Here is a 24485-nt window from a genome sequence, read left to right as displayed (position 1 = left end):
CGAAGCCGTAGCCGCTGCCGCTGCCGAAGCCGAAGCCGAAGCCGTCGCCGTCGCCGCTGCCGTCGCTGTCGCTGTCGCTGATTTCAAAGTCCTCGAAATCCGGCGTCACGGCTTGTATACCCCGGCGGCCTCGATGCTTGCGGCGGCCTCGTCGCTGCACGGGATGATTTCCAGCGCGTCAAGGATGGTCATGGCGGGCAGCGTGGTGCAGATGCGGCTCTTGCTGGCGTCGATGCCGTTGGCGGCGACCTCGGACAGGCTGATGCCGTCAAGCGCAAACCAGCGCCACAGGCGGCGGGCGTTGGTCAATTCGACCTGCCGCGCGCTTTGTGCGGTCAGTGTGCCGAAATGCACGCCGCTGGCGTAGGTGCGGATGATGCACCGCTTGCCAATGTGCGGCGTAAAGGTCTGTTCGTCGGTGGTCGTGGTCATGTGCTTCCCCATGTTCTGCCCTCTCGGGGCGGTTGTCCCGCGATCTGGCCTGTTGGCGGTTTGCCGGGTGGCCGTCTTCGGCGGGTGATGGGGTGTTGTTCGCATTTTGCGCACACTAAGGCAAGCGCAAAATGCGCTCATTTTGGGCCGCGGGGAAAATCCTGCTAAGGTGTGGGGCTGATCGGTGCAGGCTGGCGGCATGAAAAAGCCCGCCAAACGGCGGGTCGGATGGGCTGGTCGGTTGGCGATGGTTATCTGCGGCGCGCGCCGGACGATCTTGCGTCTCTGATCTGCGAGGTTGTCTTTTTAGACATATCGCAAACATCCCCCTTGCGGAATGTAAACTGACATTCCAGATTCGCCGTTAGCGCTGCAGGAATATGGACAACGCAACTTCTGTTCTTCATATGTTCCGTTCGACGCAGGGGAGGAATTGAAAGTGGGCGAATCGAGCCGGTCGGTTGAAAAGCGCGTTATGAGGCTGCAACCCCATCGTCGGGATCTGTTCCTTGGGCTTCTCGATCAGCTTCTTCGGCTGCCTCAAGGTCCGACAGAAGATCAAGCATCATTTGTTGGCGGCGCGGCGAAAGGCGGGAAAATCGTTGATCCACGCCATCCGTTTGTGATGACGCATCCGCACCGGCAAGGGCGATAACTGCGGATCGCTCAACGCCGCTTTGTTCGAGCGCGTCGGCAAACTTTAGCGCCCATGCCAGTGGCAGGTAGGGATCCTTGAAGCGGTCGGGATCCTCGTAATGTCTGTATGTTGACGGCGGCAGGCCGAGCCGCCTCGCCATTTCGCGCTGTGCGACTCCGGCACCTCTACGGATCGCCCGAAGGGCGTATGCAACAGGCTGTGTTTCCATGGCATTTCCTTGGCACAAAATTACTGACGTGTCTGGGCGCATTTTGCGCTTGCATATTGAGCGCATTTTGCGCACAAACGGCGCATGATGGACCTTATCGACTACCTCAAGAGCGCCGGCGTGTCGCAATCCGATCTGGCGCGGCGCATCGGAAAATCTCGCGGATACCTGACTGGTATCATCAGCGGGCGGCGTAAGCCTGGGCGTGATGCGGCATTTGCTATCGAGCGGGAAACCGGCGGTGCCGTTGCGGCGGGCATATGGAGCCAGCCCCCCACCGGAGGCGACAAATGACAATCCGGGCTGCATCAAATCACACATGCGAACAGCATAGTTCAGAAACCCGCCAAGGGTCTTTGTCAGTGTGGCTCGATGTCCAGCGGTCGGTTGATCTGGCGCATTTTGTCGCGGCGGCGGTGCGGATCATCACCTGCACCGGGCGGCGCTGCCTGTCCCCGCGCCAGCAGAACGAGATCGTCGGGACGCTGCTGCACGTCAGCGGTGAAACCGTGCGGCTGTGGCGTCGTGGTCCGGCACGGCCCGGCTTTGACAAGCTGCTGGCCCTGATCGTCGAGGCCGCAGACGCCTGCGGCGGCGAATACGCCCTGCTGGTCGAGATTTACGGCGAGGATAAGGCGGCGCAGATGTGGGGGCAGGCATGACCGCCGCGCGGAAATCAGATGAGCGCATCCTGCGGATGCTGGCGGGGCGCTGTGCCGGGCTGTCCTCGGCGCAGATTGCCGATCGGGAGGGCGTGTCTGCGCTGCAAGTGCGGGCGCGGACAACAGAGGTGCGCAAGGCCGATCTGGCCGAGAGCGGCGAGGATAGTTTTGTGGTCAATTTGGGGTATTGGTGATGCAGGTGTCATTGTCATTTTTGCGGCAGGTTGGTGGGGTTTTGCCCGCTGGCGTCAGTTTTTCGGACGCCCTGCCGCTGATCGAGTTTATCGCCGGGCTGTCTGCCCCGGCGCAGGGTTCCGCAGCGCCGGGGGGTCATGTCCCGGCACCTGCGGAAAAACCGGCGGCTGTGACCCGTGGGGCCGCCGAAACCGGGGCGCGGTGTGATGGGGCCGCGCCCCGGCCCAAGGCAGCGCGGTTCCAGCGCTGGACGCTGGATGATGATATTTTGCTGTTGCAGATGCGCCGTGATGGGGCGTCGTTTGACCAGATCGGCGCGCGGCTGGGTCGCACCGGCACGGCGGCGGAAAAGCGGTTTCTGTCGGCCCTCAACGGGGCCAATCTGGACGCGATGATCGCCGAACGGGACGGGTTTGACACCCCTGCGGCTGACGTGATCGACCTGATCGCGCCGGTCGGCAAGGTGCTGGATGATTACGGCGTTCGGGCCGGTCTGATGCGGGATTATTTGCGGTCGGTGCTGGCCGGATCACCGGCACCGGCTGTCGCGCGGACGCTTGGGCTGGACCCGGTGCGGATGGCCGGGACCTTGGGCGAGATCGTCAAGGTTACCGGGCTGTCGCTGGCCAATGATCCCAAACACCGGACGCGGCTGCTGGCGGCGCTGGATCAGGTGGCGAGGGCCGGTAAATGATGCCACAGCCCGCACCCTTTGATGATTCGCAGGTCGATCCTGCGGCCTGCCGCGCCTTGTGGCAGGCGGTGTTGTGCAACGCTTACGTCACCGCGACCAGCAGCGTGCAGCACCACACGTCGCACACGGCGTTGTATGAGATTGCCCACGCGCAGGCGTGGTTCGGATCGCCCGGCTTTTACGAGGTCTGCGATCTGGCCGGGGTCGATCCGGTCAAGGCGCTGCGCAGCTGGCGGCGGATGCGGCGCGTGGGTCCACGCCCGCGCGGCGCGACCGTCGCCGCATGGCTGGATCAGGTGGCGGCATGAGCGCCCGGGCTGTGGTTGACCGCGTGTCGGTGCAGGTGTCGCGCTACAGCGTGGCAAATGGCGGCGCGGATCAGGGCGTTTATTACGCCGTCGAGGTGCTGTTCCCGGATGGATCATGGTCGCCCGCCGGGTATCACGACCATTTTGCCTGTGCGCAGCTTGCCGCCGCGCGTGAGGCCCGCTTGCGCAATGCGGCGCTGCTGCTGGATAGTATCTGGCCGGGCCGCAGCGCCCTTGCCGGGGGTGGTGCATGAGCGGGCAGGTTGCATTGCTGGATGACGCGGTGGCGGCGGTGGCGATCTGGAATGACGCCGCCGGTCGCTGCGGCTGGCCGCGTGTCGTGGTCCTCAACGGGCCGCGCCGGGCGCAGGTCATGGCGCGGATGCGCGAGTGCGGCGGGCTGGATGGCTGGCGCGCGGCGGTCGAGCGGGCCGAGGCATCCGATTTTCTGTCCGGTCGCCGTGGTGGCGGCGGCTGGTTCGCATTTGATTGGCTGGTTAAATCTGCCAATTTTATCAAGGTGATGGAGGGCAATTATGACAACCGAGGTCGGATTCGTCCGGGGGCAGCAGATCGCCACGCCGACGCCTTGCGCAACCGCGTCCATGTCGCCGCCCGAGCGCGTCCAGCACCGCGAGAGGCTCTCTTTTGAGGTCGAGGCGGCGTTGAGTCTGTATTTCGCCGCGCCGGTCCCGGCTGCGGTGCAGGCGGCGGCGCTGGCGCTGTGGCTGGACGCGCTGGAGGATTGGACGCCGGGTCAGGTCCGCGCGGGTTTCGCCGCGTGGGATCGGGCGCATCCGTGTCGCCGCCCGACGCCGGGCGCGATTCTGGACCTGCTGATGCGGATGCGGGGCGAGGCCGAGGCCGCGCGACGACGGGCGGCCAAATCTGCCGCGCCCGCGCCTGCCCCCGGCCCCGTCAACCCCGATCCCGCCGCCCGCGCCCGAATGGCCGCGCTGGCGGCAGAGTTGTTTCCGCGCCTCAAGCGGGTGCCGGTTTGTGGGGGTGCGGCCTAGCATCATCTGTGCGCGGCTGATGCACCGCGCGGCGCTGGAATGGGCTTTCACGGGTTAGCCGGGGCCAGCGTCTAGGGGCAACTGGGTAACGGACGCCGCCCCACGGGAAGCTTTGGCCGCCACGCTGCGGCCCACCCCCTCATCCCGAAGTCCAGCCGCGCCAGTGCGGCAGTGTCGGGGGGCAATGTGTCGGGCTGGATCAGCGGCGCATGACCAACAGACGGCGGCGGCTCGGGTGGGCAGGCAAGATCGTTGAGGTCAGGGAGCGGGTCCGGGGTTTACACCACCCCGGAAGCTATAACCCGCTTTCTGACCTGCCATCCAACGGCTCTCAAATGGGCAGAGAAAGGTTTAAGGTTATGAGTAACTTAGAGGCTGAAACTGAAATGCGCGCGGCGAATGGTGTGGCTGACGGTCGCGCGGCTGTCCGTGTGCATCTGATCGCGCGGCTGGACGAGGCCGGGCTGACGCGACCGGGCAAGATCACGGCGGGCGCGTTTGACAAGCTGCGGGGCCGGATGGTCGATGCGCTGGCTTACATGGCCCCCGAAAACCTCATGACGCTGGCCGAGGTGCTGATCGACCTGTCCCCGGATGGGGTCTGGCCGGGCGAAGTGATCTGGCGCACGCAGTCTCGGGCGATCCAGATGCCGCCGCCTGCGCAATCGCGGATCGTGTCAAGCTGGCTGGCCTCGGTCGAGGGGCCTCGGGCGGACGCGGGCGGCTATCTGGCGGAGTTGTATCGCTGGCTGGTCGCGCATCGTCGCCCGCCGCTGGATTGGGATATGCGCCAGATCAGGGGGCAGGCCGAGGAAAACCGGCGCAGGGCTGATCTGATCCGGGACCGCATCAGCCGCAACGTGGCGGTGGAGGATGACCGGCGCTGGTTGTCGGGCTATCTGTCCGCGCTGGCAGAGGCGCGGGCGATTGTGGTCGGGGGTGCGCAATGACCGTTGTGCGGGACGTGGATGCGGGCGCGGCGCGGCTGGCGGCAGAGGCGGCGCGGCTGGCGCGGGTGCTGGATGCGGCTGCGGTGCCAGAGGGTTGCGGCCCGGACATTCCGGCAGCCCCGGCGCGTGGACCGGCGCGGGCGTTTCAGCCGGTGCGGATGGTGCCGGACGGATCGGCGGCTGGCTGGCGGGCGGATGCGGTCGGGTTTCGCGGGCTGTCGGCGGTGCAGGCGCTGGATGTGTTCGACGATCTAGAGCGGCGGGCCAAACGGGCAGGCAAGCCCGTGCCGTTCACGCCGGGGCAGGTGGCGATGGGTCGGCGGTATCGCGATCTGGTCGAGCGGCACGATGCGGGCGGGATGCGCTGTGCCAGCCTTGAAGTTCGCGCCGGGGTTGGTCCCTCTGCCGGTGGTGAGTTTATGGATGCGTTTGTGTCCGAGGGCGACGAGATTAGGCGCTTGCGGGCGCGGATCGGCACCGGGGTTGCGATGGTGGTCCGGCGTGTCCGGCCCTCTGCCCGTGGTGCCGGGGCGCGGGTGATCTCGGACCGGGTGTTGGTTGATTCGGTTTGTCTGGCCGGGCTGTCGCTGCGGCAGGTTTTGCAGGTGCATGGCTGGTCGTCGCGTGGGTTGCACACACAGCGGTTGTGCGTGGCGCTGGCGGGGGCTTTGGACCGGATGCAGGGATACGGCAGAAAAGTTTGAAAGAGGGCTTGACGGCTTAAGTCACACCATCGTATGAGTCTTGGCATCATCCACAATTATGCCCGCTCGGTCCCGCCGCGCGGGCTTTTCGATTCGGGGGTTTGGTGTCACGGCATCCGTTTTACAAGACGGCGCGGTGGCGGCGGTCCCGGCTGGCGCATCTGGCGGCAGAGCCGGTGTGCCGGTTGTGTCGGCAGCGCGGGTTGGTCAACGATGGCGGGCTGACGCTGGCCGGGGCCGTGCAGCCTGATCGGCGGCGGCGGTTTCTGGTCGTAGATCATATCGTCCCGCATCGGGGTGATGTGGATTTGTTTTGGGACCGGGCGAATTGGCAGACGCTGTGCCCGGATCATCACGACATCGTAAAGCAGCGCGAGGAGGTCCGGGGGTTTTCCAACGCTCGGGCGGCGGATGGGTGGCCGGTCGATCCGGCGCATCCGGCGAACCGCTGACCACAGAGGGGGGCGAAAGTCGGAGCGCCGGGTGAACATCGGCCCCCGAGGGGGGGGGTATCTCCAACTTCGGGCCGGGTCGGGCTGGGACCGGCGGCGCTGGTTTTTGTGCGCAAAGTTGGAATTGGGTTGAGAAAACCCACTGGAAACAAGGGGAAGAATAGTGGCAAGGGGACGTAAACCCGGCATCGGTGTTGTGGTGCCGATGAAGGAAGGGGTTGACCCCGGCCATAATGCCAGGGCGCGGGCTTTGGCGCGGGCGGAACAGTTGCGGCCCGAGGGGCTGACCCCCGAGGTGCGCTGGGTCTATGACAAGCTGGCCCCGGCGCTGTGCCATCCGAGCAAGGACCGTCTGAATGAGGTCAATGTTTATCCGGCGTTTATCCTGCTGTGCAAAGCCATCGTCCGCTTTGAAAAGCTGGAATTGATGCTGGATCAGCACGGCGAGGTTTACGAGACCAGCGGGCGCAACGGTAAGCAGCGCCGGGGCAGCCCGGAAGCTGCGCAACTGAATGTGGTATGGGGTCAGATTCGCCAGATGGCGAATGATTTTGGAATGACCCCGACAGCCGAACGGGCGCTGGCGGGTCAGATGCAGATGGCATTCCCGTTCGCGGATCAGGATGACGATTTTAGCTGACGGGGATCACGCCGCCCGCTATGAGGCCGATCCGGTCACAGCATGGGCGGAAGATGTGGCAGCGGGCCGGATCGTTGCAGGCCCGTATGTGCGTGACGCGGCGGCGCGGCATTTGCGCGATCTGGTCGATGGGCCGGGGCGCGGGCTGGTTTGGGATGTCGAGACCGCGAAAAAGGTCATTGGCTGGTTCGCGCGGAACCTGCGGCTGAATGGTGGGCAGTTCGAGGGGCGGCCCTTTGTGCTGCATCCCAGTCAGGCGTTTCGGGTCGGGTCGCTGTTCGGCTGGAAACGGGCGGCAGACGGATTGCGCCGGTTCCGGCGATTTTATGACGAAGAAGGAAAGGGCAATGGGAAATCGCCCATGTTGGGCGGGATCGGCCTGTATCTTATGGTTGCCGATGGCGAGGCGCGGGCCGAGATTTATTCTGCCGCCGCCAAAAAGGATCAGGCCCGCATCTTGTTTCAGGATGCGGTTGCGATGGTCGACCAGTCGCCGCGACTGGCGGCCAAGATCGGCCAGCAGGGCGCGAATCCGGTCTGGCAGTTGAGTTATCGCGGCAAAGATGGCGGGACACGGTTTTTCAAGCCGATTGCAAACGAGGCCAAATCAGGCGGTCAGTCGGGGCCGCGTCCGCACGGGGCCTTGTGTGATGAGGTGCATGAGCATCCCAGCCGGGATACCATCGACATGCTGGAGCGGGGCTTTAAGTTTCGCCGCCAGCCGCTGTTGTGCATGGCGACGAACAGCGGATCAGATAGAAAGTCGATCTGTTGGGAGGAGCATCAGCACGCAATCCGGGTTGCAGCCGGGATCGTGGAGGATGACACGACCTTTGCTTTTGTCTGCTCGCTGGACGAGGGCGACGATTGGGAAAACGATCCGTCCTGTTGGGCCAAGGCCAACCCGCTGCTGGATGTGACGATTTCGAGCGACTGGCTGGCGGCGCAGGTCGAGTTGGCAAAGAAAATACCCGGCAAACGCAACGGGATCGCGCGGCTGCACTTCTGCGAGTGGACGCAGGCGCAGACGGCGGCAATCCGGCGTGAGGCTTGGGTGGCCTGTCGCAAGCCGGTCGATCTGGCGGCGATGGTGGCCGGTGGTTATCCGTGCTTTGGCGGGTTGGACCTTAGCCAGACGCGGGACTTTTCGGCGCTGACGCTGGTTTGGCTGCTGGACGCGACGCGGGATGCCGAACGGTTTGCAGCCCATACATGGTTCTGGACGCCGAAAGACACGCTGGCGGATCGGGCGGCGGCGGATCAGACGCCCTATGATGATTGGGTCCGGGCCGGGCATATCGAGGCGGTGCCGGGCGAGCGGCTGAAATATGCGTGGCTGGCCGATGCGATTGCCCGCATCAATGCCGAGTTTGCGCCCCAGTCAATCGGCTGTGACCAATATGGTCTTGAGCGGCTGCAAGAGCATCTGGCCGATATTGGCGCGGTGATCCCGGCGGAAATCCATCCGCAGGGGTTTCAGAAGCGGATACTGGGCAAAGACCCGCAGGCCCCCGAGGGTCAGCAGGAAATCTATCTGTGGATGCCGGACAGCATCAATAAGCTGGAAGCGGCGATCTATGAGGAGCGGATCGGCATCAGCCACAATCCGCTTTTGGACAGTATGGCGGCCAGCGTCGTCTATGCAGAGAATCGCACCGGGCATCGGATGTTTGACAAGCCGAACGCCTATGGACGGATCGACGGCATGGTGTCGCTGGCGATGGCAACCGGGGTGGCGCTGTGCCGGGCGGTCGATGAGGGCCGCAAACAGCGGCAAAATTCGTATTTCAGGAGTCTGGTCGGGGCATGAAGCTGCTGCGTAAAATGTTCGGGCGGCGCGACGAAATGCGTCCGGTTGACCTGCAAAATCATACCGCTTTCCGCCTGCCGGGCGGGGATGCGGGACCGTCCGTCACGGCGGATAGCTCGCTGGCCGTTGCGGCGGTGTGGGGCTGTGTCAACCTGATTTCGGGCACGATCAGTTCGCTGCCGTTGCAAGTTTATCAGGATGAGGGCGGCGGCAAGCGCCGGTTTCGGCGCGATTTGAACCTGTATTCGGTGCTGCATGACAGCCCAAACGCGGATCAGACCGCGTTGGATTTTTGGGATTTTGTCACCATGTCGCTGGAATTGTGGGGCAATGCCTTTGCCCGTATCGAGCGGCTTGGGGGGCAGATTGTCGGGCTGGTGCCGGTCTGGCCCAACCGGATGCAGGTTCGCCGGGCCTCGGACGGGGTGTTGCGGTATCGCTGGACCGCTGACGGGCGGCAATATGATCTGCCCGACACCGATATGCTGCATGTGCGCGGGCCGGGCGGTGATCCTTTGGGCGGAATGTCCACGCTGGCTTTTGCGCGGCGGACATTTTCCATGGCGATGGCGGCGGATGAATCGGCATCGGGGTTTTTCCGCAACGGTATGCGCCCGAGCGGCGTGTTGAAATTCGCGGATTGGTTGTCGGACGAAAACCGCCAGATCGCCCGCGAATATATGCTGGCCGAGTTCATGGGGGCCGCGAATAATGGCCGTCCGTTTATCGCGGAAGGTGGGGTGGAGTGGCAAAGTCTGATCGTGCCGCCCGCCGATGCGCAGATGCTGGAAACGCGGTCGTTTTCCATCGAGGAAATCTGCCGGTTCTTCGGGGTGCCGCCGATCCTGATCCAGCATTATTCCAAGGCGACAAGCTGGCCGACCGGCGTCGAACAACAGGTGCTGATCTTCCAGAAGTTCACGCTTCGTCGGCGGTTGAAGCGGTTTGAGCAGGCGATGGAAAAGCAATTGCTGACCTTGGCCGAGCGTCAGGCCGGTGTGCGGATCGAGTTTAACCTTGAGGGGCTGTTGCGGGGCGATAGCGCCGGGCGGGCGGCGTTTTACAAGTCCGCCCTGAATGATGGGTGGATGACGATTAACGAGGTCCGGGCCAAAGAGAATCTGGCCCCGGTCGATGGCGGCGATGTGCCGCGCATCCAGAAACAGAATGTGCCGATCAGCGATCTGGAAGCTCTGATCGCGGGCGAAACCGAAAATGGGGGCTGATAATGCAGGTCAAACACGGCGCGGCGCTGCTGGATATTAAATCGCTGGGCGAAAAGGGCCAGTTTGAAGGCTATGCCAGCACGTTCGGCGGCGAGCCGGATTCATACGGCGACATTATCGCGCCGGGGGCCTATTCCGAGTCGCTGGCCGAACATGCGGCCAAAGGCACCATGCCAAAAATGTTCTGGCAGCACGATCCGCGCGAGCCGATTGGCAAGTGGTTGTCGGCAGTTGAGGATGACAAGGGGCTGTCGGTCACGGGTCAGCTTAACATGGGTGTTCAGCGCGGGCGCGAAGCCTATGAGTTGCTGAAAGCCGGTGACATTGACGGGCTGTCCATCGGCTATCGCATCAAGGGTTACGAGGTCGATGAGGATCGCGGCATCTGGACGCTGACCAAGCTGGCACTGCATGAGGTGTCGGTTGTCAGCATCGGCGCGAACGAAAATGCCACCATTGCCGCCGTGAAATCGGAACGGCGGGTGCATGAGGTGATGGAAAAGCTGCGGGCCGGGGATCGGCTGACGGAGCGGGAGTTTGAGGATTTGCTGAAAGGGGCTTTCGGCCTCTCAAACTCACAGGCGGAGCGGGCCGTGCGCGTCCACCTGAAAGGGCGGGGGGAACCTGCCGCAGCGGCGGATGGGCTTGCGTTTTTGCGGGCTTTGGCGGGCTGACGCCCATAATCAACGGAAAACATGAGGTTACAAATGTCGGATGACATTAAAACGGCACAGCAGCTTGCCGATGAGATCAAGGCTGCACATAGCGAGGCGATGGATAAGGTCAAGGCGATTGCCGAGGATGCGCTTGGCCGGGCCAAGCGCGGCGAGGAAATGGCCGAGCAGCTTAAGGGCGATGCGGACGCGGCACTGGTCAAGATGAACGAGCTGTCCGGCCAGATTGCCGAGTTGGCGCAGAAAATGGCCCGCGTTCCGGCGCATGGCGATGATGCGGCCAAGTCGCTGGGTCAGCAGTTTGTCGAGGCCGAGGCGGTCAAGGCGTGGATGGATGGTCGCCCGCGCAACGGTCGCATTGATCTGGCGGTCAAGGCCACGATCACCACGGCCCGCACGGATGCTGCCGGTTCGGTCGGGGCCGCGACGGATCGCACCCGCCTGCCGGGTATTCAGGAGTTGCCGCAGCGTCGTCTTGTGGTCCGCGATCTGATTTCTGCGGGGCGCATGGACAATCCGGCGCTGGAATATGTCCGCGAAACCGGGTTTACCAACAATGCCGATGTGGTGGCCGAGGGCGCGAAAAAGCCCGAATCCGACATCAAGATGGACTTGGTATCGACCAACGCCAAGGTCATCGCGCACTGGATGAAAGTGTCCAAACAGGCGCTTTCGGACGTGTCGCAACTGCGCTCGCACATCGACAACCGGCTGTTGTTCGGGCTGGCGATGAAAGAGGAGGCGCAGCTTTTGCACGGTGACGGGTCGGGCAATAACCTGCACGGGATCGTGCCGCAGGCGACCAAGTTTGCGGTCCCGTCCGGTGCCGCCACCACGAAAATGACCGTCATCGACACGCTGCGGCTGGCGATCCTGCAAGCGGCGCTGGCCGAACATGCGGTCACGGGCTATGTGCTGCACCCGACCGATTGGGCCAATATCGAGTTGATTAAGGACGATATTGGCCGGCACATCATCGGGCAGCCGAACGGCGAGGGTGTGGCGAAGCTGTGGCGTCTGCCGGTCGTGGAAACGCAGGAGATTACCCAGGGCAAGTTTCTGACCGGCGCATTCCAGCAGGGGGCCGAAGTGTTCGACCTGTGGGATTCGCGCGTCGAAACCGGGTTCGAGAATGACGATTTTACCAAGAACCTGCTGACGTTGCTGGCGGAAGAACGGATTGCGCTGGCGGTCTATCGCCCGGAATCGTTTGTCTATGGCGATCTGGCCCCGGCTGGCGCGGGCGACTGATCGAGCAGGCGGGGCGGGGATGACCTCGCCCCTTCATTTTTGGGAGTAGCAGTCATGGAATACGATGTTTTGTGCGAGCACCTTGGCGACCAATTTTATACGACCGGCGCAATCCGTGTGGCTGATCCGGCCATGGTCGCGCATCTGGTCAAAGACGGGGTGCTGGCGGTTCGTGAGGGCGGCAAGGCGACGGAACCTGCCGCGAACAAAGCGGCCCGGCCGGTTGCAAATAAAGCGGAGCCGGTTGCAAGCAATAAGGGGCGGAAATGACCCTGACGCTGATCCGTGGCCCGCAGGAAGATTTTGTCCATCTGGACGATCTGAAAGCCCATTTGCGCGTCGATCACGACGATGAGGATTTGTATATCGCTGGCCTCGCGGCGGCGGCGATGGCCCATATCGACGGCCCGCGCGGGATTTTGGGCCGGTGCATCCAGCCGCAGGTGTGGCGGAAGGAGTTGCAGGGGTTGGATGGGCCGGAACGGCTGAATCTGCCGGGGGTGACGGATGTGCAGGTCGTCGATGGGGCAGATGTGCGCGTGACGCGTCTTGGGGGTTGGACCTATGTGTTCGGGGCGGGCGCGGTCGAGTTTACCGCATCGACGCCGGAGGATTCGTGGCCCGCGCTGCGCATGGCGGTGCTGCTGCTGGTCGGGCATTGGTATGCGGAGCGTGAGGCGTCCGTGGAGGGCAGCACGGTTCTGGCGCTGCCGCTGGGTGTTGTGCGGCTGCTGACGCCGTTTCGGACGGGTTGGGTTGCATGAGGGCCGGTGATCTGACCATGCGGGTTGTGTGTCAGTCAAAGACCCGTGTCACAACCCCGGCTGGTGGCTGGACGGAGGGTTGGACGGATGAGTTTACCGTTTGGGCAAACCTGCGCTGGCTGCGGGGTGGCGAGGCCGTGATGCAGGCGCGGCAGGCGTCCCGCAACCCGGTGATTGTGACGGTTCGTGCGTCAAGGCAGGCGCGGCGGATCAGCAGCACATGGCGCGTCGTGATCGGCGGTAAGGCTTTCGAGGTCCGCGAAGACCCCCGGCCAACGGCGGATCGGGCCTATCTGGAAATGCTGGCGGAGGGGTGAATGTCGGTATCGGTTCACCTGCAAGCGATGGTCGTTGCCCGGCTGATCGCGGCCATTCCAGCGGTCGCGGGCCGGGTGTTTGACGGATCGGCCCCCGAGGCCGTGGAAACGCCCTATATCGTGATCGGTGACAGTCAGGTTGTGCTTGATGATGTCGAGTGCGTCGAGGGCCGCGAGGAATACCTGACCGTGCATGTTTGGGCGTCGTCGCGGCCTGACCGGACAGTAGTCCGCGATGTGACCAGCGCCGTTATCAATGCGTTCCGGGGGTGGGAGCCGCCCGAGGGCGGCCCGCTGGTCATTGGTCAGATCGGCACGGATGGCGGGCGGATCATGGGCGATCCTGACCCGATGTTCGCGCATGGGGTTGTGACGGTCCGGGCGGTGTTGGAGGGTTAGGGCTTATTGGGACCTATTTTGTGTAGGTATAGGTTCCGCAAAGTCCGGGAGAGTTTGCATCAAAGGGGTGTTCTTTCGATTCGAATACGGACATTCCGATTCCGAATTGAGTTTCGTAGAGGGCGACGAATGTCGCGGGGGTATCGCCGCAGAGAGTGTTGCTGTTTCGGAGTGTTCCGGGGTCAGCTAGGAGCCGAAATAGTTCGGCGGTCTCATTGCCGGGAGTAGTGTCCCAGTCGCGCCAAGCCATAACAATGGGCTGTAAGTCTATCGTTTTGGCGTCCCCGAATTTGATGGTCATATCCGTAATGGTGATAGCGCCTGTGATTGCTTGTGCTGTGCGGCTTAATGGCTGGAAGGTTCTGTCGCTGTGCCAAATCTGCATTTGTGCAGGCTCGTAGTTGTGAGCCGCAGGGGCCTGATCTGGAGCGGCTTGCGTGGCTAAAAGCATCATTGTGGTTGATGTTGCAAGGATTGGACGCATGGTGGGTGGCCTCAAGCTGACATGATGGTGAGGGGTTAGAGGTCCGCTTTTACAGCAGTGCCGGATGCGACCAGTAAAATCATGCTGCTGGATGAGCCGGAGCCGATTTCGACGTAATCGAGATCGACCCCGACAACCGCATTCGCGCCAAGCCAGTGGGCTTCGCGGCGCAGTTCGTAGAGCACTGTGTTTTTGCTGTCGCGCATGGTGTTCTGGATGGTGGCGGATCGGCCCCCGAAAAAGTCGCGGGTGCTGGCAAACAAGTCCTTGAATACGTTCATGCCATAGGCGCATTCGGCGGTCACGATGTCGAGGCGTTCGAGGATTTTGAGGTTCGGGGCTGTTTCGGTCGTCAGGGTGATTTTGGCGATTTCGTCCTGCTGTTGGGCGTCTTCTTGGCTGATGAGGGTTAGCAGTTCCTGATGGTCGGTTTTTCCGGTCTTTTCTGCCATTTCGCGGGCACGGTCGGCTGTCGATTTGTAGCAGTCAACGCACATGCCGTTGACATTCTTCATAAATCCTATGCGGTTTCCGCACTTGCTGCACTGTGCCATTTTTGTTCCTTGGGAGTGGTTCATGGCGACATTATCCCCACACTTGCGGGCGCGTCTATCCAAGATTCCTGATGTCATTCGGGCCGCTGCGGCGGAGGCGATGGAGGAGGGCGCGGAAGCCATTGTGCAGGAGATGCGGGCGCGGGTGCCTGTGTTAAGTGGCGATCTGCGGGACAGCATCGGTTGGACGTGGGGTGATGTGCCTGCCGGGGCGATGGTCATCAAGGATATTCGGTCGGGTCGAAACGAAGGCTTTCAGTATGCATCCCTGTCGATCAAGATTTATGCGGGCAGCAAAGATGCGTTCTATGCGCGGTATGTCGAGTTCGGAACGCGGGCCGGGATGCCTGCGCAGGCGTTCTTTTTCCCGGTCTGGCGCGACAAAAGGGTAGGCAAGGCCGCATTTCGGCGGCGTGTCCGGGCGGCGATTCGTAAGGCAATGAAAAGGGAGTTTGGAGGTGGCTAAGGCTACGTTCCATCGGCGCTTTGATGCGACCGATATTAAAAGGGGTGTGTCGCGGCGAATTGAGCCAACCGGCACCCCGCAGACCTTCCCGGCATGGGTTATTGATCTGGCCGTCGAAGCAGGCGCGGCAACGCGCGAGGAAACCAAGGCGGCAGGGGCCGCGAAATCCAATGAGGTAAAAGATGGCACTGCCTGAACGTCATTATCGTGGCGACATTGTTGTTATGGTGGACTGGTCCGCGACCGATGGTGTCGGCGCGACATGGACTAATTTTTGCGGCGCGACCAGCGTCAACCTGACCGTTGATAACGCGGTGCAGGAAGAAACTGTTGCGGATTGTGAGGATTGGACTTTGCCGCCGCAGAATGTGGCGGAATATGGTGCACAGACGTGGACCGTTGCAATCAATGCCACGCTGGCGCGGCAGAATCGGGACAAGATTTTGCGCGCGGCGAAAGATCAGGTTCTTTTGCCGATCCGTATCCATATCGTTGGGGTCAAATCTGGCGAGGTTGAGTATATCGACGGGGCGATTATTTTGCCGTCACTATCTGTTGATAATATCGGCAATACGGATAAGGCGGCGGTCACGCTGACTCTGAACGGGCGTTTCAAAGAGGCCCCGGAATTTACGGATAAAGCGTGATGCGGGCGGCGGTTGTGGTTTGGCCGGGTGGCGAACATTCATTCCGGCTTGGGATCGCTGAATTTGAGGGGTTGCAGCGGGATACCGACTGCGGCCCCGAATGGCTGGCGCGGCGGCTAAGCACGGGTGAACATCATTTCCGTGATCCACTGGATGTGCTGCGTTGGGGATTGATTGGTGGTGGCATGGCCCCGGACAAGGCCAAGCATCTGGTCGAGCGGGCGTTGGATTATATGCCGCCGTCTGCCTTTAAGGCACCCGCATTGGAGGTGCTTTTGGCCGGGTATTATGGCCCGGCGGATGACCCGGTGGGAAAGCCCTCGCTGGCGGGCGAGACAACGCCGAGCAGCGAGAGCGCGGAAAGCTGAAATTCAGTGCGTTTTATGAATTGGGTGGGGCGGCAGGAATGTCGCCCCAATCCATTGGTGGCATGAGCATGTGGCATTTCATGGCCTTTATTGAGGGTCATGGGCGGGCGCATTGGGGATGGAAAGCCCCTGTTGAGGCAATGAGCGTCGATAAACTGCGGGCGCTTGGGGTTGAGGGTTTTGAAGATGTCGAATGATGCTGATCTGCTTTTGGAAGCCGCATTTAATGATGCCAAGATGACCAAGGAAATTAACCGGGTAACAAAAAAGTTCGAGGATGCCGGTAAAAAAATGCAGGCGGCAGTTAATAAAACTGCTGAAAGTGCAGTGACAAATAATCAGGTTGTTGCAGCCAATGCCCGTGAAATGGATCGGCTGCGGCGGGCTTATGATCCGCTTTATGCGGCGTCAAAAAAATATGAGGCCGAGCTTAACCGGTTGAACAGGGCGCATAGTGCGGGTGCGATTAGCGCCAAGGTGCATCGGGATGCGCTGGCAAAGCTGAACACCGAATTTGCCGGTGGTGGTAAGGCTATTCAGGCGGCGGCGCAGGGGTCTGGAATCGCGACCCACCAAATCCAGAACGTGGGTTATCAGATTCAGGATTTCGCGGTTCAGGTTGCATCCGGGACCGATGCTACCCGCGCATTCGCGCAACAGTTTCCGCAGTTGGCGAGTGTTTTCGGGGTTTGGGGGGTTGCCATTGGCACGGCGGCGGCGATTCTGGTGCCTCTTGCTGGAGCCTTTCTTGGGGCTGCTGAAAAGGCGGAAACGCTTGATGAACAGCTTGACCGGCTGGCGGATTCGACCGCTGCCATGTCGAGTGCGGCAGAAGCTGCGGCGGTGCCGGTCGATGAGTTGCGTCATAAATATGGTGATCTGGCGGATGAGGTTGCGCGGGCGGCGGATGTCATGGCGGTTGTGACCGCCGGTGTCGCGCGACGGGATGCGCTGGCAGCTGCCAAGCGGGTTAGTGGGGAGTTGGGCCTCGATCTGCCGAGCATGTCGGCATATCTTGATTCGTCTGGTAACGTCATGCGCGGTTATGAGCGTGCCCGGATGCAGCTTATTGAGCAGGCTGTTGAGAAGATTGGCAAAAAAACTGGCGCAAGTGCGGATGAGGCGCAGCGGCTGGCCGATGCGATCATTCGGCTTGGGCGCGTCAATGATCTTGATGATCTTGTGCGGGACAGTGAGGCCGTTCTGTCCGTCATTTCCGAGATCGGCGCGTCCACGAAAGAGCAGCGAAAATCACTTGATGATGTGGCGCTGCTGATTGGTAAGGTGCTGGATCAGGCGAAGACCCAAATTGACGCGGCGGGTGCTGATTCTGATCGGCTTTTGAGTAAATACGATCAGACCACCCGGCGCATGGCGGCGTTGGATCAGGAGCGGATAAAGGCGCTGGATGCGCTGAAACGGGCCGAAGCCGAGGGTAATGCTGAACGTGTTGAGGCGTATCGCCGGGTTATCCGCGAAATCGACAACGAAATTACAAAGGTTCAGCAGCTTGCCCGCGAGACGGATGTGGGCTTGCAGAAAATGATCCGGGGCTATCAGCAGTATGCGCAAGTTCGGGCCGAGGGGGCCGCGTGGGCGGAATCCGCCCCCGGTTTCGAAGCGCATTATATCGCCCGGCGCGTGAGTGGTGACGGCGGTGCGGATGCGGAGCTTGTGCGCGCTGCGACCGTGGTTGCAGAGCAGCTTGGCGTTGCTGCCCGTGATCTGATTGCGGTGATGTCTTTCGAGACAGGCGGTAAATTGCGGCCCGACACCATGGGGCCGACGACGAAGTGGGGGCAGCATTTTGGGTTGATCCAGTTCGGCCAGCCGCAGGGTAAAAAATACGGTGTTTCGCCCGATTCCAGCATTACGGAGCAGGTCACGGCGGCGGGTCGGTATTTGCAAGACGCCGGGGTTAAGGCGGGCGATTCGCTTGCCAACATCTATGCAGCGGTTTTGGCGGGTGATGCCCGAAAGATCAACGCATCTGATTTGGCTGCTGGCGGTGTCGTCGGTAATGTCAGTGATGCCGTTGGGGGCAGCCAGTTTGCGCCCCATTTAGCGCGGGCAGATGGGTTGCTGGCCGCCAATGCCGGGATTTCGCGCGAAACCCTGACCTTGGAACGTGAGGCGACGGCGGCGCGGAAAAAGGCGCTGGCAGATGAGGTGCGCGACCGTGATCGGCGGTTACAGCTTGCAAAGCAGCTATCCGAGCAGTTGGCAAAGGATCTTCTGACCGAGCAAAAATCCGCAGAGCTGGCGGCGGAACGCAACGCCAAGCTGGCGGAGATCAGCGCCAGCGACATGAGCGCCCCGGAAAAGGCGGCGGCGATTGCGGCGGTCAATGCCGAAATGGAGCGGCAACAGGCGCTGTTTATGCTGCTGGAGGATGCCAAGCGGCGCGGGGTCGATCTGGATGCGCAGATGATCGACAGCGCCATGACCTATCGGCAGGCGATTCAGCGGCTGGTTGATACCAAACGGGATTCGATTTTGGCCGATGAACAGGCCAAGGCGGCGGCGGATAAGTTGCGGGAGGCACAGGATTTTTCCGAGCGTCAGACCGAGGCCCTGAAGAACGGCATTGTTGATGCGATTGTCGAGGGCAAAAACTTTGAGGACGTTCTTGCCGGTGTCGCGGCGGCGCTGGCGAAGGCGGCGTTGCAAGCGGCGCTGTTTAACGAGGGGCCGATGGCGCGTGGTGGTGGCCCGGCTGGTGGTGGCGGGCTGTGGGGTGGTGTTCGCAGCCTGTTTGGATTTGCGGACGGTGGTTACACCGGCGCGGGCGGCAAGTATGAGCCTGCCGGGGTGGTGCATCGCGGCGAATATGTGTTTGACCAAGCCAGCGTCCGGGCTGCGGGCGGGCCTGCGGCGCTGGAAGCGATGCGGCGGGGTCTGCGGGGTTATGCCGATGGCGGTTATGTCGGGCGGGCGATCCCAAGCCTGCCGAGCATCGCGGCGGCGATCCCGGCAGGTGCCGGGCAGGCCCCGAAAGTCACCATCAACAATAACGCGCCAGGTGTCGAGGTCATCCGCGAGTATGCGACCCGCGACGAGGTGCGTTTGATGATCCGCCAGAACGAGGCGGCGCAGGCCCGCAGCTTTGGGGCGCGGGTGCAAGCCGCCAACAAATACCCGAGAGGTTAAGATGATCCTGACTTTGGAAGAGTTTTGGGGCCGGATTTGCGTCCGGCGCATGGATCTGTTTGCGCCGGTTTCGGCGGTGTCCAGTCAGACGGCGGGCGGTCAGGTGATCCGGGCGCGGTCGTTTGGCGCGGACCTGTGGAAAGCCGATGTCCAGCTTTACGGCAACCGGGCTGCGCAGGCCCGCGCCGTTCGCGCCCTGCTGATGCTGGCGCAACAGCCCGGCACAGTGATTGAGGTCAGTGACCGCAATTATCGGGGCTACGACCGGGTGGTTACGGTGGCGTCCAAGGCGTCGGATAACCGGCGCGTCGTTCTGGCCGGGCTGGATCGGGGCTTTGTGTTTGCGCCTGGTGACATGGTTTCAATCGGTCACAGCCTGCACGCGGTCACGGCGGCTGACCCTGCAAATGCTGCGGGGCAATGCACGGTCTGGCTGATGCCGCATCTGCCGCCCTCGGTTGTGGTTGGGGCAGTGGTCGAGGTGCGGCGGCCCAAGATGCTGGCCGTGGTCGATCAGATCAAACCGGCGCAGTTTACGCGGGTGCTGGCGGGCGAATCCAGTTTTGCAATCACGCAGGTGCATTTATGAGGCTGACGGCCAGCGCCCTGACGGCGCATCGCAACCAGCGCCGGGGCGTCCATACCGAGCATCTGGTCTGGATCGAGGCCCGCAACCGGCAGACCGATCAGATCGAGACTGCCGGGCTTTGGACCGGCAGCGGCACCCGCCAGTTTACAACGGACGGCGTGGTGCGCATGTATCACGGCACGTCGATCCTGTCGCTGCCAACGGTGTTTTCAGAGGCGGGGGTGCAGGTGCGCCGCGCCGAATTGGCGTTGATGGGCGTCAGTGATGCGGTTGTCCAGGCGGTGCGGGTCTATGACACGCAAAACGCGCCAATCCTGATTCACCGGGCCGAGTTTGACGCAGATCAGAACCTGATTGCGCCGCCAGAGCGGGTGTTCCGGGGGCGGATCGAAACCGCGCCGATCACCACCGCCGCTTTTGGCGATGGTCTGGATGTCAGCCTTGGGCTGGTGTCGGACGCATGGCGGCTGACGGTGATCCCGCCCCTGACCAAATCGGCCCCGATGCAGCAGTTGCGCGGCGGCGATCAGGGGCGGCGCTATTCCAACGTCCACGATGCAAGCGTGACGTGGGGCGAGAGCCAGCAGCAGCCGAAAAAACGTAAAAAGTTCTTAGGGATATTCTGATGCGGCTACCTGATTGGCGGGCGCGGCTCACGGCTTATCTGGCCGAATGGGCTGGCCGGGATTTTGCCTATGGCTCGGCGGATTGCTGGCTGTTTGCGATGGGCGCGGCAGAGGCCGTGACCGGGGTTGATTACACGGCGGGGGTGCGCGGTTACGACAGCCGTGAATCCGGGCTGGCGATGGGCCGGGAAAAGACCGGCTGCGCAAGCCATCTGGTCTATGTCAGCCGCCGATTCCGCAAACAACCGTCCGTGCTGTTTGCGCAGCCCGGCGATCTGGCGGCGGTCGATACCAGCGACGGTGTGGGCTTGGGCGTGGTGCAGGGTGAAATGATTTACGTTCTGACGCCCGAGGGGTGGGGGCTGATCCCGCTGACCGAGGCGCGGGGGATTTACCGGGTATGACGCGGATTTTTCTGACGGTTTTTGCGACGGCGGTGCTGGCCGCTGCCCCGGCCCATGCGGGCTTTGTGGCGGCCATCACATCGGCGATCAGCGCCTTTGCGGCCACGTCTGCGGTAGCCAGCTTTGCGGTCAACATGGCGATCAGCGCCGGGATGTCGCTGATCTCACGGGCACTGGCCCCCAAGCAAAAGCCGCAAGGTCCGGGTGCGGTCCAGCTTGAGGCCGCGACCGAGGGCGACGACACCCCGCAGCGGATCATCCTTGGCCGTCGCGCGGTCTCGGGCCATCGGACGGCCCCGGAATATGTGCGCGGCGCGGGTAACGAGTGGCTGACGATCATCCGTGACCTGTCCGACCTGCCGGTTCATGGACTGGCGGCGGTCTGGATCGGTCAGGATCGGGTCGAGATTCCGGCAGGCACAACCGGCTGGTTTGACCTGCCCGAAAAGTTTGTGGGCAAAGCCCGGTTGCGGTTTTACGATGGCAACCAAATGCAGGCCGATCCGCATCTGGTCGCCAGCTACGGCAGCCACAAGGACCGGCCATGGACGGCGGACATGGTGTTGCGCGGCGTGGCTTACGTCATTGTCGAGCTTAAGCGGGATCAGGAGTTGTTTTCGTCGATCCCGGACCTGATTTTTGAGGTGGACGGCATCCCGCTGACCGACCCGCGCACCGGTCGGGCCGGATACAGCCGGAACGCGGCGCTGATGATCTGGAATGTCATGCGCGGCATCACCCTGCCGGACGGGTCGGTTTGGGGCGGCGGTCTGGATGCTGCCGATCTGCCCGCCGCAAACTGGGCCAGCGCGATCACCGAGGCAGAGACGCAGGGCTGGACGGCGGGCCTTGAGGTCGAGATCGGCCCGGCAGATTACGGCGGCGACACCCCGGCAGACGTGATCGAGCATCTGCTGCAAGCCTGTGCGGGCAACATTGCCGAGGACGGCGGCGTCTGGCGCATCCGCATCGGCGGGCCGGGCCTGCCGGTGGCGACCGTCACCAATCCCGATGTGATTATCAGCGAAAATCAGGTCTTTACCCCGCATCAAGGCCCGCGTGAGGTCTACAACGGTATTGCTGCGCAGTATCCCGAGCCTGCCGAACGCTGGCAGTCCAAAGCCGCGCCGCTGGTGCTGGATCAGGCTTTTGCCGCCCGCGACGGGGGCCGCAACGTGGTTGCGATCACCTATCACGCGGTCACGGACAGCGAGCAGGTGCAAAAGCTGGTCGCCTTTGCGCTGGCCGATGGTCGCCGCCAGCGCCAGCACGAATTGTCCCTGCCGCCCGATTATGCGGCGGTCGAGGTGCTGGACACGCTGACGCTCTCGCTGGATTATGACGGCTACGCGGGCAAGTTGGTCGAGGTGCAGGCGGTCTATCGTGACCCCGTGACCATGGTCCAGCGCGTCCACGTCCGTGAGGTCGACCCGGCAGATTACACCGCGCCGCAGGTGGCACCCCTGCCGACTGTCTCGGTCGTCACCACGCCGCCTGCGCCGCAGGTGCTGCCCGGTTGGGCGGTCGAGCCGGTGATTGTCCAGGACGATCAGGGCCGCAGCCGCCGCTCGGCTGTGCGGATCAAATGGACGCCGATTCCGGGGTTGGGTGTCGAGTGGGAGTTGCGGGCGCAGGGCGCATCCGCGCTGGCCGGTCAGGGCAGCACCCCGGCCATCGAGCGGGGCGATCACATCATCACGGCGGGGGTAATTTCCGGGGCGCGGATGGAGGTCCGGGCGCGGGTGATGCTGACGGGCCGTGCGCGGGCATGGACTGACTGGACCGGCTTTGTCGCGCCAACGGTCGGGATCACGGCAGAGGATTTCGAGGAGCAGCTCCGGGCCGATCTGGAACGCGGGCAGGAGCAGGCGGCAGCGGCGGCGGCGGATGCGCTGGCGGCGCGGGCGGATGCGACGGCAGCCCGCGAAGAATTGTTTGACGCCACCGCCGATCTGTCGGGGCAGGTGCAGACGCTGGCCGGTCAGTTGCGCGACGGGCTGGGGGCGGCGCGGGATTACACCGATACCGGATTGCAGCAATATGCCGGGGTGTTTGAGACCGAGCTTGGCCAACTGGCGGGCCGGATCAATGAGATCACGGCGGCAAACACCAGCAACAACCTGCTGGTCAACCCGGATTTTGCCGATGGGATCACCGGCTGGACTGTTGGTGCGGCAACCCCGGAAAATGGCGGTGCGCGGGTGTCGGCGGGCCATTTCGGGCAGTTTGTTGACGCCAGTTTTGACGTGGCGGAGTTGCTGCAATGGCGGGTCGAGATCAGCGGCGGGGCCGGGACTGTCCGGGTGCTGTTTTACGGTGCAGACGGCGCGGCGCTGGGGACCGAGTTTGCGACCCGGTTTGAGGCGTCCGCCGCGCCCAAGGTCATCAGCGGCCAACACGCCCCGCCTGACGGCGCGACCCGATTCCGGTGGCGGGTGGTCCCGACCGATCCGGTTTGGATCGACAACGCGGCGGCGACCAAGATTGACCAGCAGGTGATTGCCCGGATTCAGGCGGTTGAGGTCGCCAGCGCGACCACCGATCAGGCGCTGACGGCGCTGCAAACCCGCACCGAATCGCGGTTTGCAGATGCCGAGGCCGCGATCCAGTCGGAGGCCGCGACCCGCGCGGCGCAGGATCAGGCGCTGGCCAGCCAGATCAACACCGTCGGAGCCAATGCGGCGGCTAAAAACCGGACGTTCCGGCAGGCGGCGGCACCTGCTGCGTCCGGGCTGGCGGCTGGCGATTTGTGGGTGCGGACAGCGGATAACCGGATGCACCGCTGGAATGGGTCGGCTTGGGTCGAGGTCAAGGATGCGGACCTGACCAAGCTGGATGCCAGCGTGACGACGCAGGCGACCGCCATTTCCGACCTCGAAAAAGGTGCGAAATCCGGCTATCTGATCCGGGCGCAGGCCGGTGATGCGGTGTCGCTGATCGACCTGATCGCGGCAGACGGCAAGGGTGGCGTCCCGAAATCCATCATCAAGTTTCAGGCCGAGCAACTTGTCATGGATGGTTCGGTCGGAGCCAACCTGCTGACGGTCGGCATGGGCAAAAACCTGTTGGTTGACCCGTCGTTTGATGATGGTTTTGCGCATTATGCGGCGTCGCATGGCGGCAATTCGGCCTTTGCCTTCGGGGTCCGAAACCCCGGTGAAAGCTACGCGCACCCGGCTTGGCCAACGCTGTTTATCCGCGAGATTGGGATTACCGGGATCAACGCCTTTATCGTGGCCAAGCCGCTGCTGGCGTCGGGCAGCCGCGCTGTCGGCGTCCCGGTCAGTCCCAACCAGCACTATATTGCCAGCGGCTATTACCGCACGGCGCGGGGCGACGCCCGGTTGGTGGTGCGGTTTTACGATGCGGCTGGGGCGCTGATGCCGGGCAGCACGTTTAACACACCTTGGGCTGCGGCGGCGCGGGGGGTGCATAACATCCCGGACCAATGGGAGCGGGTGTTCATCAAGGCGCTTGCCCCGGCCGGCGCGGCCTATGCCGAAGTGCTGTTCCAAAAACAAACCGCGGATGCGGGGGCGGCGGATAGCTGGTTGTGGGTCTGGAAGCCGCAGCTTGAGGAGGTCCACGCCGCCGCCACTTTGCCGTCGCCATGGGCGCCGGCGGGTAGCACAGCCATTCATGGCGGCCGGACGATCACCAAAAGCCTGACCGCTGACAAGATCAACGTAGCCGAGCTTTCGGCGCTGACCGCCACGGTCGGGGTGTTGCGCACCGCCACCACTGGGGCGCGGATGGAAATCCGTAATGACCGCATCCTTGTTTACGACGCCAGCAATGTGTTGCGCGTCCGCATGGGCAATTTAGCGTAAGGGTTAT

At 63.0% G+C, this 24485-nt stretch carries 34 protein-coding genes; 30 read left to right on the top strand and 4 right to left on the bottom strand.

Annotated features, from left to right (window positions below):
• Nucleotides 1-105: 105 nt before the first annotated feature.
• Nucleotides 106-432 (bottom strand): hypothetical protein, encoded by a 327-nt coding sequence (locus Q4G24_RS10770; protein ID WP_303366533.1) that lies wholly within the window; start codon nt 430-432, stop codon nt 106-108.
• Nucleotides 433-905: 473 nt separating this feature from the next.
• Nucleotides 906-1298, bottom strand: coding sequence for a helix-turn-helix transcriptional regulator (locus Q4G24_RS10765; protein WP_303366532.1), 393 nt, complete (start codon nt 1296-1298; stop codon nt 906-908).
• An 87-nt stretch (nt 1299-1385) separates the two neighbouring features.
• Between Q4G24_RS10765 and Q4G24_RS10760 the strand changes: the two genes are divergently transcribed.
• The 20 genes from Q4G24_RS10760 (at nt 1386) to Q4G24_RS10665 (ending at nt 13360) form a co-directional block, all read left to right on the top strand.
• On the top strand, nt 1386-1592 hold the full coding sequence (locus tag Q4G24_RS10760) for a helix-turn-helix transcriptional regulator (protein WP_303366531.1): 207 nt from the start codon (nt 1386-1388) through the stop codon (nt 1590-1592).
• A gap of 68 nt (nt 1593-1660) precedes the next feature.
• On the top strand, nt 1661-1960 hold the full coding sequence (locus tag Q4G24_RS10755) for a hypothetical protein (protein ID WP_303366530.1): 300 nt from the start codon (nt 1661-1663) through the stop codon (nt 1958-1960).
• On the top strand, nt 1957-2154 hold the full coding sequence (locus Q4G24_RS10750; RefSeq protein WP_303366529.1) for a hypothetical protein: 198 nt from the start codon (nt 1957-1959) through the stop codon (nt 2152-2154). The genes Q4G24_RS10755 and Q4G24_RS10750 overlap by 4 nt, the downstream gene beginning before the upstream one ends.
• Entirely contained in the window at nt 2154-2849 is a 696-nt protein-coding gene (locus Q4G24_RS10745; protein WP_303366528.1) for a hypothetical protein, read from the top strand. The genes Q4G24_RS10750 and Q4G24_RS10745 overlap by 1 nt, the downstream gene beginning before the upstream one ends.
• Nucleotides 2846-3157, top strand: coding sequence for a hypothetical protein (locus tag Q4G24_RS10740; protein WP_303366527.1), 312 nt, complete (start codon nt 2846-2848; stop codon nt 3155-3157). The genes Q4G24_RS10745 and Q4G24_RS10740 overlap by 4 nt, the downstream gene beginning before the upstream one ends.
• On the top strand, nt 3154-3411 hold the full coding sequence (locus Q4G24_RS10735) for a hypothetical protein (protein WP_303366526.1): 258 nt from the start codon (nt 3154-3156) through the stop codon (nt 3409-3411). The genes Q4G24_RS10740 and Q4G24_RS10735 overlap by 4 nt, the downstream gene beginning before the upstream one ends.
• Complete coding sequence (locus tag Q4G24_RS10730; protein ID WP_303366525.1) at nt 3408-3809, top strand: hypothetical protein; 402 nt, start codon at nt 3408-3410, stop codon at nt 3807-3809. The genes Q4G24_RS10735 and Q4G24_RS10730 overlap by 4 nt, the downstream gene beginning before the upstream one ends.
• Complete coding sequence (locus Q4G24_RS10725) at nt 3763-4173, top strand: hypothetical protein (protein ID WP_303366524.1); 411 nt, start codon at nt 3763-3765, stop codon at nt 4171-4173. Before Q4G24_RS10730 ends, Q4G24_RS10725 begins: the two co-directional genes overlap by 47 nt.
• Before the next feature lie 359 nt (nt 4174-4532).
• Nucleotides 4533-5123, top strand: coding sequence for a hypothetical protein (locus Q4G24_RS10720; protein ID WP_303366523.1), 591 nt, complete (start codon nt 4533-4535; stop codon nt 5121-5123).
• Complete coding sequence (locus Q4G24_RS10715; RefSeq protein ID WP_303366522.1) at nt 5120-5827, top strand: hypothetical protein; 708 nt, start codon at nt 5120-5122, stop codon at nt 5825-5827. The genes Q4G24_RS10720 and Q4G24_RS10715 overlap by 4 nt, the downstream gene beginning before the upstream one ends.
• Nucleotides 5828-5931: 104 nt before the next feature.
• Entirely contained in the window at nt 5932-6279 is a 348-nt protein-coding gene (locus tag Q4G24_RS10710) for an HNH endonuclease signature motif containing protein (protein ID WP_303366521.1), read from the top strand.
• 163 nt (nt 6280-6442) lie between these two features.
• Nucleotides 6443-6919, top strand: a complete 477-nt coding sequence (locus Q4G24_RS10705; protein WP_303366520.1) for a P27 family phage terminase small subunit — start codon at nt 6443-6445, stop codon at nt 6917-6919.
• Entirely contained in the window at nt 6903-8729 is a 1827-nt protein-coding gene (locus tag Q4G24_RS10700; RefSeq protein ID WP_303366519.1) for a terminase large subunit, read from the top strand. Before Q4G24_RS10705 ends, Q4G24_RS10700 begins: the two co-directional genes overlap by 17 nt.
• Nucleotides 8726-9955, top strand: a complete 1230-nt coding sequence (locus Q4G24_RS10695) for a phage portal protein (RefSeq protein ID WP_303366518.1) — start codon at nt 8726-8728, stop codon at nt 9953-9955. The genes Q4G24_RS10700 and Q4G24_RS10695 overlap by 4 nt, the downstream gene beginning before the upstream one ends.
• 2 nt (nt 9956-9957) lie before the next feature.
• Nucleotides 9958-10629 (top strand): HK97 family phage prohead protease, encoded by a 672-nt coding sequence (locus Q4G24_RS10690; protein ID WP_303366517.1) that lies wholly within the window; start codon nt 9958-9960, stop codon nt 10627-10629.
• Nucleotides 10630-10662: 33 nt separating this feature from the next.
• Nucleotides 10663-11880 carry a phage major capsid protein gene (locus Q4G24_RS10685; protein WP_303366516.1) on the top strand — a complete coding sequence of 406 codons (1218 nt, stop codon included), beginning with the start codon at nt 10663-10665 and terminating at the stop codon, nt 11878-11880.
• A gap of 54 nt (nt 11881-11934) precedes the next feature.
• Entirely contained in the window at nt 11935-12150 is a 216-nt protein-coding gene (locus Q4G24_RS10680; protein ID WP_303366515.1) for a hypothetical protein, read from the top strand.
• Nucleotides 12147-12644, top strand: a complete 498-nt coding sequence (locus tag Q4G24_RS10675; protein WP_303366514.1) for a head-tail connector protein — start codon at nt 12147-12149, stop codon at nt 12642-12644. Before Q4G24_RS10680 ends, Q4G24_RS10675 begins: the two co-directional genes overlap by 4 nt.
• Complete coding sequence (locus Q4G24_RS10670) at nt 12641-12961, top strand: phage head closure protein (protein WP_303366513.1); 321 nt, start codon at nt 12641-12643, stop codon at nt 12959-12961. The genes Q4G24_RS10675 and Q4G24_RS10670 overlap by 4 nt, the downstream gene beginning before the upstream one ends.
• Nucleotides 12962-13360 carry a DUF3168 domain-containing protein gene (locus Q4G24_RS10665; RefSeq protein WP_303366512.1) on the top strand — a complete coding sequence of 133 codons (399 nt, stop codon included), beginning with the start codon at nt 12962-12964 and terminating at the stop codon, nt 13358-13360.
• 13 nt (nt 13361-13373) lie between these two features.
• Here Q4G24_RS10665 and Q4G24_RS10660 read toward each other — a convergent pair whose 3' ends face one another.
• Together Q4G24_RS10660 and Q4G24_RS10655 are read right to left on the bottom strand one after the other, a co-directional pair.
• Nucleotides 13374-13844, bottom strand: coding sequence for a hypothetical protein (locus Q4G24_RS10660; protein WP_303366511.1), 471 nt, complete (start codon nt 13842-13844; stop codon nt 13374-13376).
• A 35-nt stretch (nt 13845-13879) separates the two neighbouring features.
• The gene (locus tag Q4G24_RS10655) at nt 13880-14359 is read right to left on the bottom strand and encodes a YbjQ family protein (RefSeq protein WP_303366510.1); all 480 of its coding nucleotides are present in this window, start codon (nt 14357-14359) and stop codon (nt 13880-13882) included.
• Between Q4G24_RS10655 and Q4G24_RS10650 the strand changes: the two genes are divergently transcribed.
• From Q4G24_RS10650 to Q4G24_RS10605, 10 genes are read left to right on the top strand one after another with little or no spacing between them, the layout of a single operon-like run.
• The gene (locus tag Q4G24_RS10650; protein ID WP_303366509.1) at nt 14340-14864 is read left to right on the top strand and encodes an HK97-gp10 family putative phage morphogenesis protein; all 525 of its coding nucleotides are present in this window, start codon (nt 14340-14342) and stop codon (nt 14862-14864) included. The genes Q4G24_RS10655 and Q4G24_RS10650 overlap by 20 nt on opposite strands.
• Nucleotides 14857-15060: a hypothetical protein gene (locus Q4G24_RS10645; protein ID WP_303366508.1), complete on the top strand. Its 204-nt coding sequence runs from the start codon at nt 14857-14859 to the stop codon at nt 15058-15060. Before Q4G24_RS10650 ends, Q4G24_RS10645 begins: the two co-directional genes overlap by 8 nt.
• Complete coding sequence (locus tag Q4G24_RS10640; RefSeq protein ID WP_303366507.1) at nt 15047-15511, top strand: phage tail tube protein; 465 nt, start codon at nt 15047-15049, stop codon at nt 15509-15511. Before Q4G24_RS10645 ends, Q4G24_RS10640 begins: the two co-directional genes overlap by 14 nt.
• Nucleotides 15511-15879, top strand: coding sequence for a gene transfer agent family protein (locus Q4G24_RS10635; RefSeq protein ID WP_303366506.1), 369 nt, complete (start codon nt 15511-15513; stop codon nt 15877-15879). Before Q4G24_RS10640 ends, Q4G24_RS10635 begins: the two co-directional genes overlap by 1 nt.
• A gap of 38 nt (nt 15880-15917) precedes the next feature.
• The gene (locus Q4G24_RS10630; protein ID WP_303366505.1) at nt 15918-16076 is read left to right on the top strand and encodes a hypothetical protein; all 159 of its coding nucleotides are present in this window, start codon (nt 15918-15920) and stop codon (nt 16074-16076) included.
• A 40-nt stretch (nt 16077-16116) separates the two neighbouring features.
• Nucleotides 16117-19029: a hypothetical protein gene (locus Q4G24_RS10625; RefSeq protein ID WP_303366504.1), complete on the top strand. Its 2913-nt coding sequence runs from the start codon at nt 16117-16119 to the stop codon at nt 19027-19029.
• Between the two features lies 1 nt (nt 19030).
• Nucleotides 19031-19618: a hypothetical protein gene (locus Q4G24_RS10620; RefSeq protein ID WP_303366503.1), complete on the top strand. Its 588-nt coding sequence runs from the start codon at nt 19031-19033 to the stop codon at nt 19616-19618.
• Entirely contained in the window at nt 19615-20244 is a 630-nt protein-coding gene (locus tag Q4G24_RS10615) for a hypothetical protein (RefSeq protein WP_303366502.1), read from the top strand. The genes Q4G24_RS10620 and Q4G24_RS10615 overlap by 4 nt, the downstream gene beginning before the upstream one ends.
• Entirely contained in the window at nt 20244-20648 is a 405-nt protein-coding gene (locus tag Q4G24_RS10610) for a hypothetical protein (RefSeq protein WP_303366501.1), read from the top strand. The genes Q4G24_RS10615 and Q4G24_RS10610 overlap by 1 nt, the downstream gene beginning before the upstream one ends.
• Complete coding sequence (locus Q4G24_RS10605) at nt 20645-24478, top strand: phage tail protein (protein ID WP_303366500.1); 3834 nt, start codon at nt 20645-20647, stop codon at nt 24476-24478. Before Q4G24_RS10610 ends, Q4G24_RS10605 begins: the two co-directional genes overlap by 4 nt.
• Nucleotides 24479-24485: the final 7 nt, after the last annotated feature.

Source organism: Paracoccus sp. (in: a-proteobacteria) (assembly GCF_030538695.1).
Classification (GTDB): Bacteria; Pseudomonadota; Alphaproteobacteria; order Rhodobacterales; family Rhodobacteraceae; genus Paracoccus.
This window is presented reverse-complemented; position numbering and strand designations above follow the sequence as displayed.

Coding starts and splice junctions, on each gene's coding strand:
- Q4G24_RS10770 (WP_303366533.1), bottom strand. CDS start 432: ATGACCACGACCACCGACGAACAGACCTTTACGCCGCACATTGGCAAG.
- Q4G24_RS10765 (WP_303366532.1), bottom strand. CDS start 1,298: ATGGAAACACAGCCTGTTGCATACGCCCTTCGGGCGATCCGTAGAGGT.
- Q4G24_RS10760 (WP_303366531.1), top strand. CDS start 1,386: ATGGACCTTATCGACTACCTCAAGAGCGCCGGCGTGTCGCAATCCGAT.
- Q4G24_RS10750 (WP_303366529.1), top strand. CDS start 1,957: ATGACCGCCGCGCGGAAATCAGATGAGCGCATCCTGCGGATGCTGGCG.
- Q4G24_RS10745 (WP_303366528.1), top strand. CDS start 2,154: ATGCAGGTGTCATTGTCATTTTTGCGGCAGGTTGGTGGGGTTTTGCCC.
- Q4G24_RS10740 (WP_303366527.1), top strand. CDS start 2,846: ATGATGCCACAGCCCGCACCCTTTGATGATTCGCAGGTCGATCCTGCG.
- Q4G24_RS10735 (WP_303366526.1), top strand. CDS start 3,154: ATGAGCGCCCGGGCTGTGGTTGACCGCGTGTCGGTGCAGGTGTCGCGC.
- Q4G24_RS10730 (WP_303366525.1), top strand. CDS start 3,408: ATGAGCGGGCAGGTTGCATTGCTGGATGACGCGGTGGCGGCGGTGGCG.
- Q4G24_RS10725 (WP_303366524.1), top strand. CDS start 3,763: ATGTCGCCGCCCGAGCGCGTCCAGCACCGCGAGAGGCTCTCTTTTGAG.
- Q4G24_RS10720 (WP_303366523.1), top strand. CDS start 4,533: ATGAGTAACTTAGAGGCTGAAACTGAAATGCGCGCGGCGAATGGTGTG.
- Q4G24_RS10715 (WP_303366522.1), top strand. CDS start 5,120: ATGACCGTTGTGCGGGACGTGGATGCGGGCGCGGCGCGGCTGGCGGCA.
- Q4G24_RS10700 (WP_303366519.1), top strand. CDS start 6,903: ATGACGATTTTAGCTGACGGGGATCACGCCGCCCGCTATGAGGCCGAT.
- Q4G24_RS10695 (WP_303366518.1), top strand. CDS start 8,726: ATGAAGCTGCTGCGTAAAATGTTCGGGCGGCGCGACGAAATGCGTCCG.
- Q4G24_RS10690 (WP_303366517.1), top strand. CDS start 9,958: ATGCAGGTCAAACACGGCGCGGCGCTGCTGGATATTAAATCGCTGGGC.
- Q4G24_RS10685 (WP_303366516.1), top strand. CDS start 10,663: ATGTCGGATGACATTAAAACGGCACAGCAGCTTGCCGATGAGATCAAG.
- Q4G24_RS10680 (WP_303366515.1), top strand. CDS start 11,935: ATGGAATACGATGTTTTGTGCGAGCACCTTGGCGACCAATTTTATACG.
- Q4G24_RS10675 (WP_303366514.1), top strand. CDS start 12,147: ATGACCCTGACGCTGATCCGTGGCCCGCAGGAAGATTTTGTCCATCTG.
- Q4G24_RS10670 (WP_303366513.1), top strand. CDS start 12,641: ATGAGGGCCGGTGATCTGACCATGCGGGTTGTGTGTCAGTCAAAGACC.
- Q4G24_RS10665 (WP_303366512.1), top strand. CDS start 12,962: ATGTCGGTATCGGTTCACCTGCAAGCGATGGTCGTTGCCCGGCTGATC.
- Q4G24_RS10660 (WP_303366511.1), bottom strand. CDS start 13,844: ATGCGTCCAATCCTTGCAACATCAACCACAATGATGCTTTTAGCCACG.
- Q4G24_RS10650 (WP_303366509.1), top strand. CDS start 14,340: ATGCCGTTGACATTCTTCATAAATCCTATGCGGTTTCCGCACTTGCTG.
- Q4G24_RS10655 (WP_303366510.1), bottom strand. CDS start 14,359: ATGAAGAATGTCAACGGCATGTGCGTTGACTGCTACAAATCGACAGCC.
- Q4G24_RS10640 (WP_303366507.1), top strand. CDS start 15,047: ATGGCACTGCCTGAACGTCATTATCGTGGCGACATTGTTGTTATGGTG.
- Q4G24_RS10635 (WP_303366506.1), top strand. CDS start 15,511: ATGCGGGCGGCGGTTGTGGTTTGGCCGGGTGGCGAACATTCATTCCGG.
- Q4G24_RS10630 (WP_303366505.1), top strand. CDS start 15,918: ATGTCGCCCCAATCCATTGGTGGCATGAGCATGTGGCATTTCATGGCC.
- Q4G24_RS10625 (WP_303366504.1), top strand. CDS start 16,117: ATGACCAAGGAAATTAACCGGGTAACAAAAAAGTTCGAGGATGCCGGT.
- Q4G24_RS10620 (WP_303366503.1), top strand. CDS start 19,031: ATGATCCTGACTTTGGAAGAGTTTTGGGGCCGGATTTGCGTCCGGCGC.
- Q4G24_RS10615 (WP_303366502.1), top strand. CDS start 19,615: ATGAGGCTGACGGCCAGCGCCCTGACGGCGCATCGCAACCAGCGCCGG.
- Q4G24_RS10610 (WP_303366501.1), top strand. CDS start 20,244: ATGCGGCTACCTGATTGGCGGGCGCGGCTCACGGCTTATCTGGCCGAA.
- Q4G24_RS10605 (WP_303366500.1), top strand. CDS start 20,645: ATGACGCGGATTTTTCTGACGGTTTTTGCGACGGCGGTGCTGGCCGCT.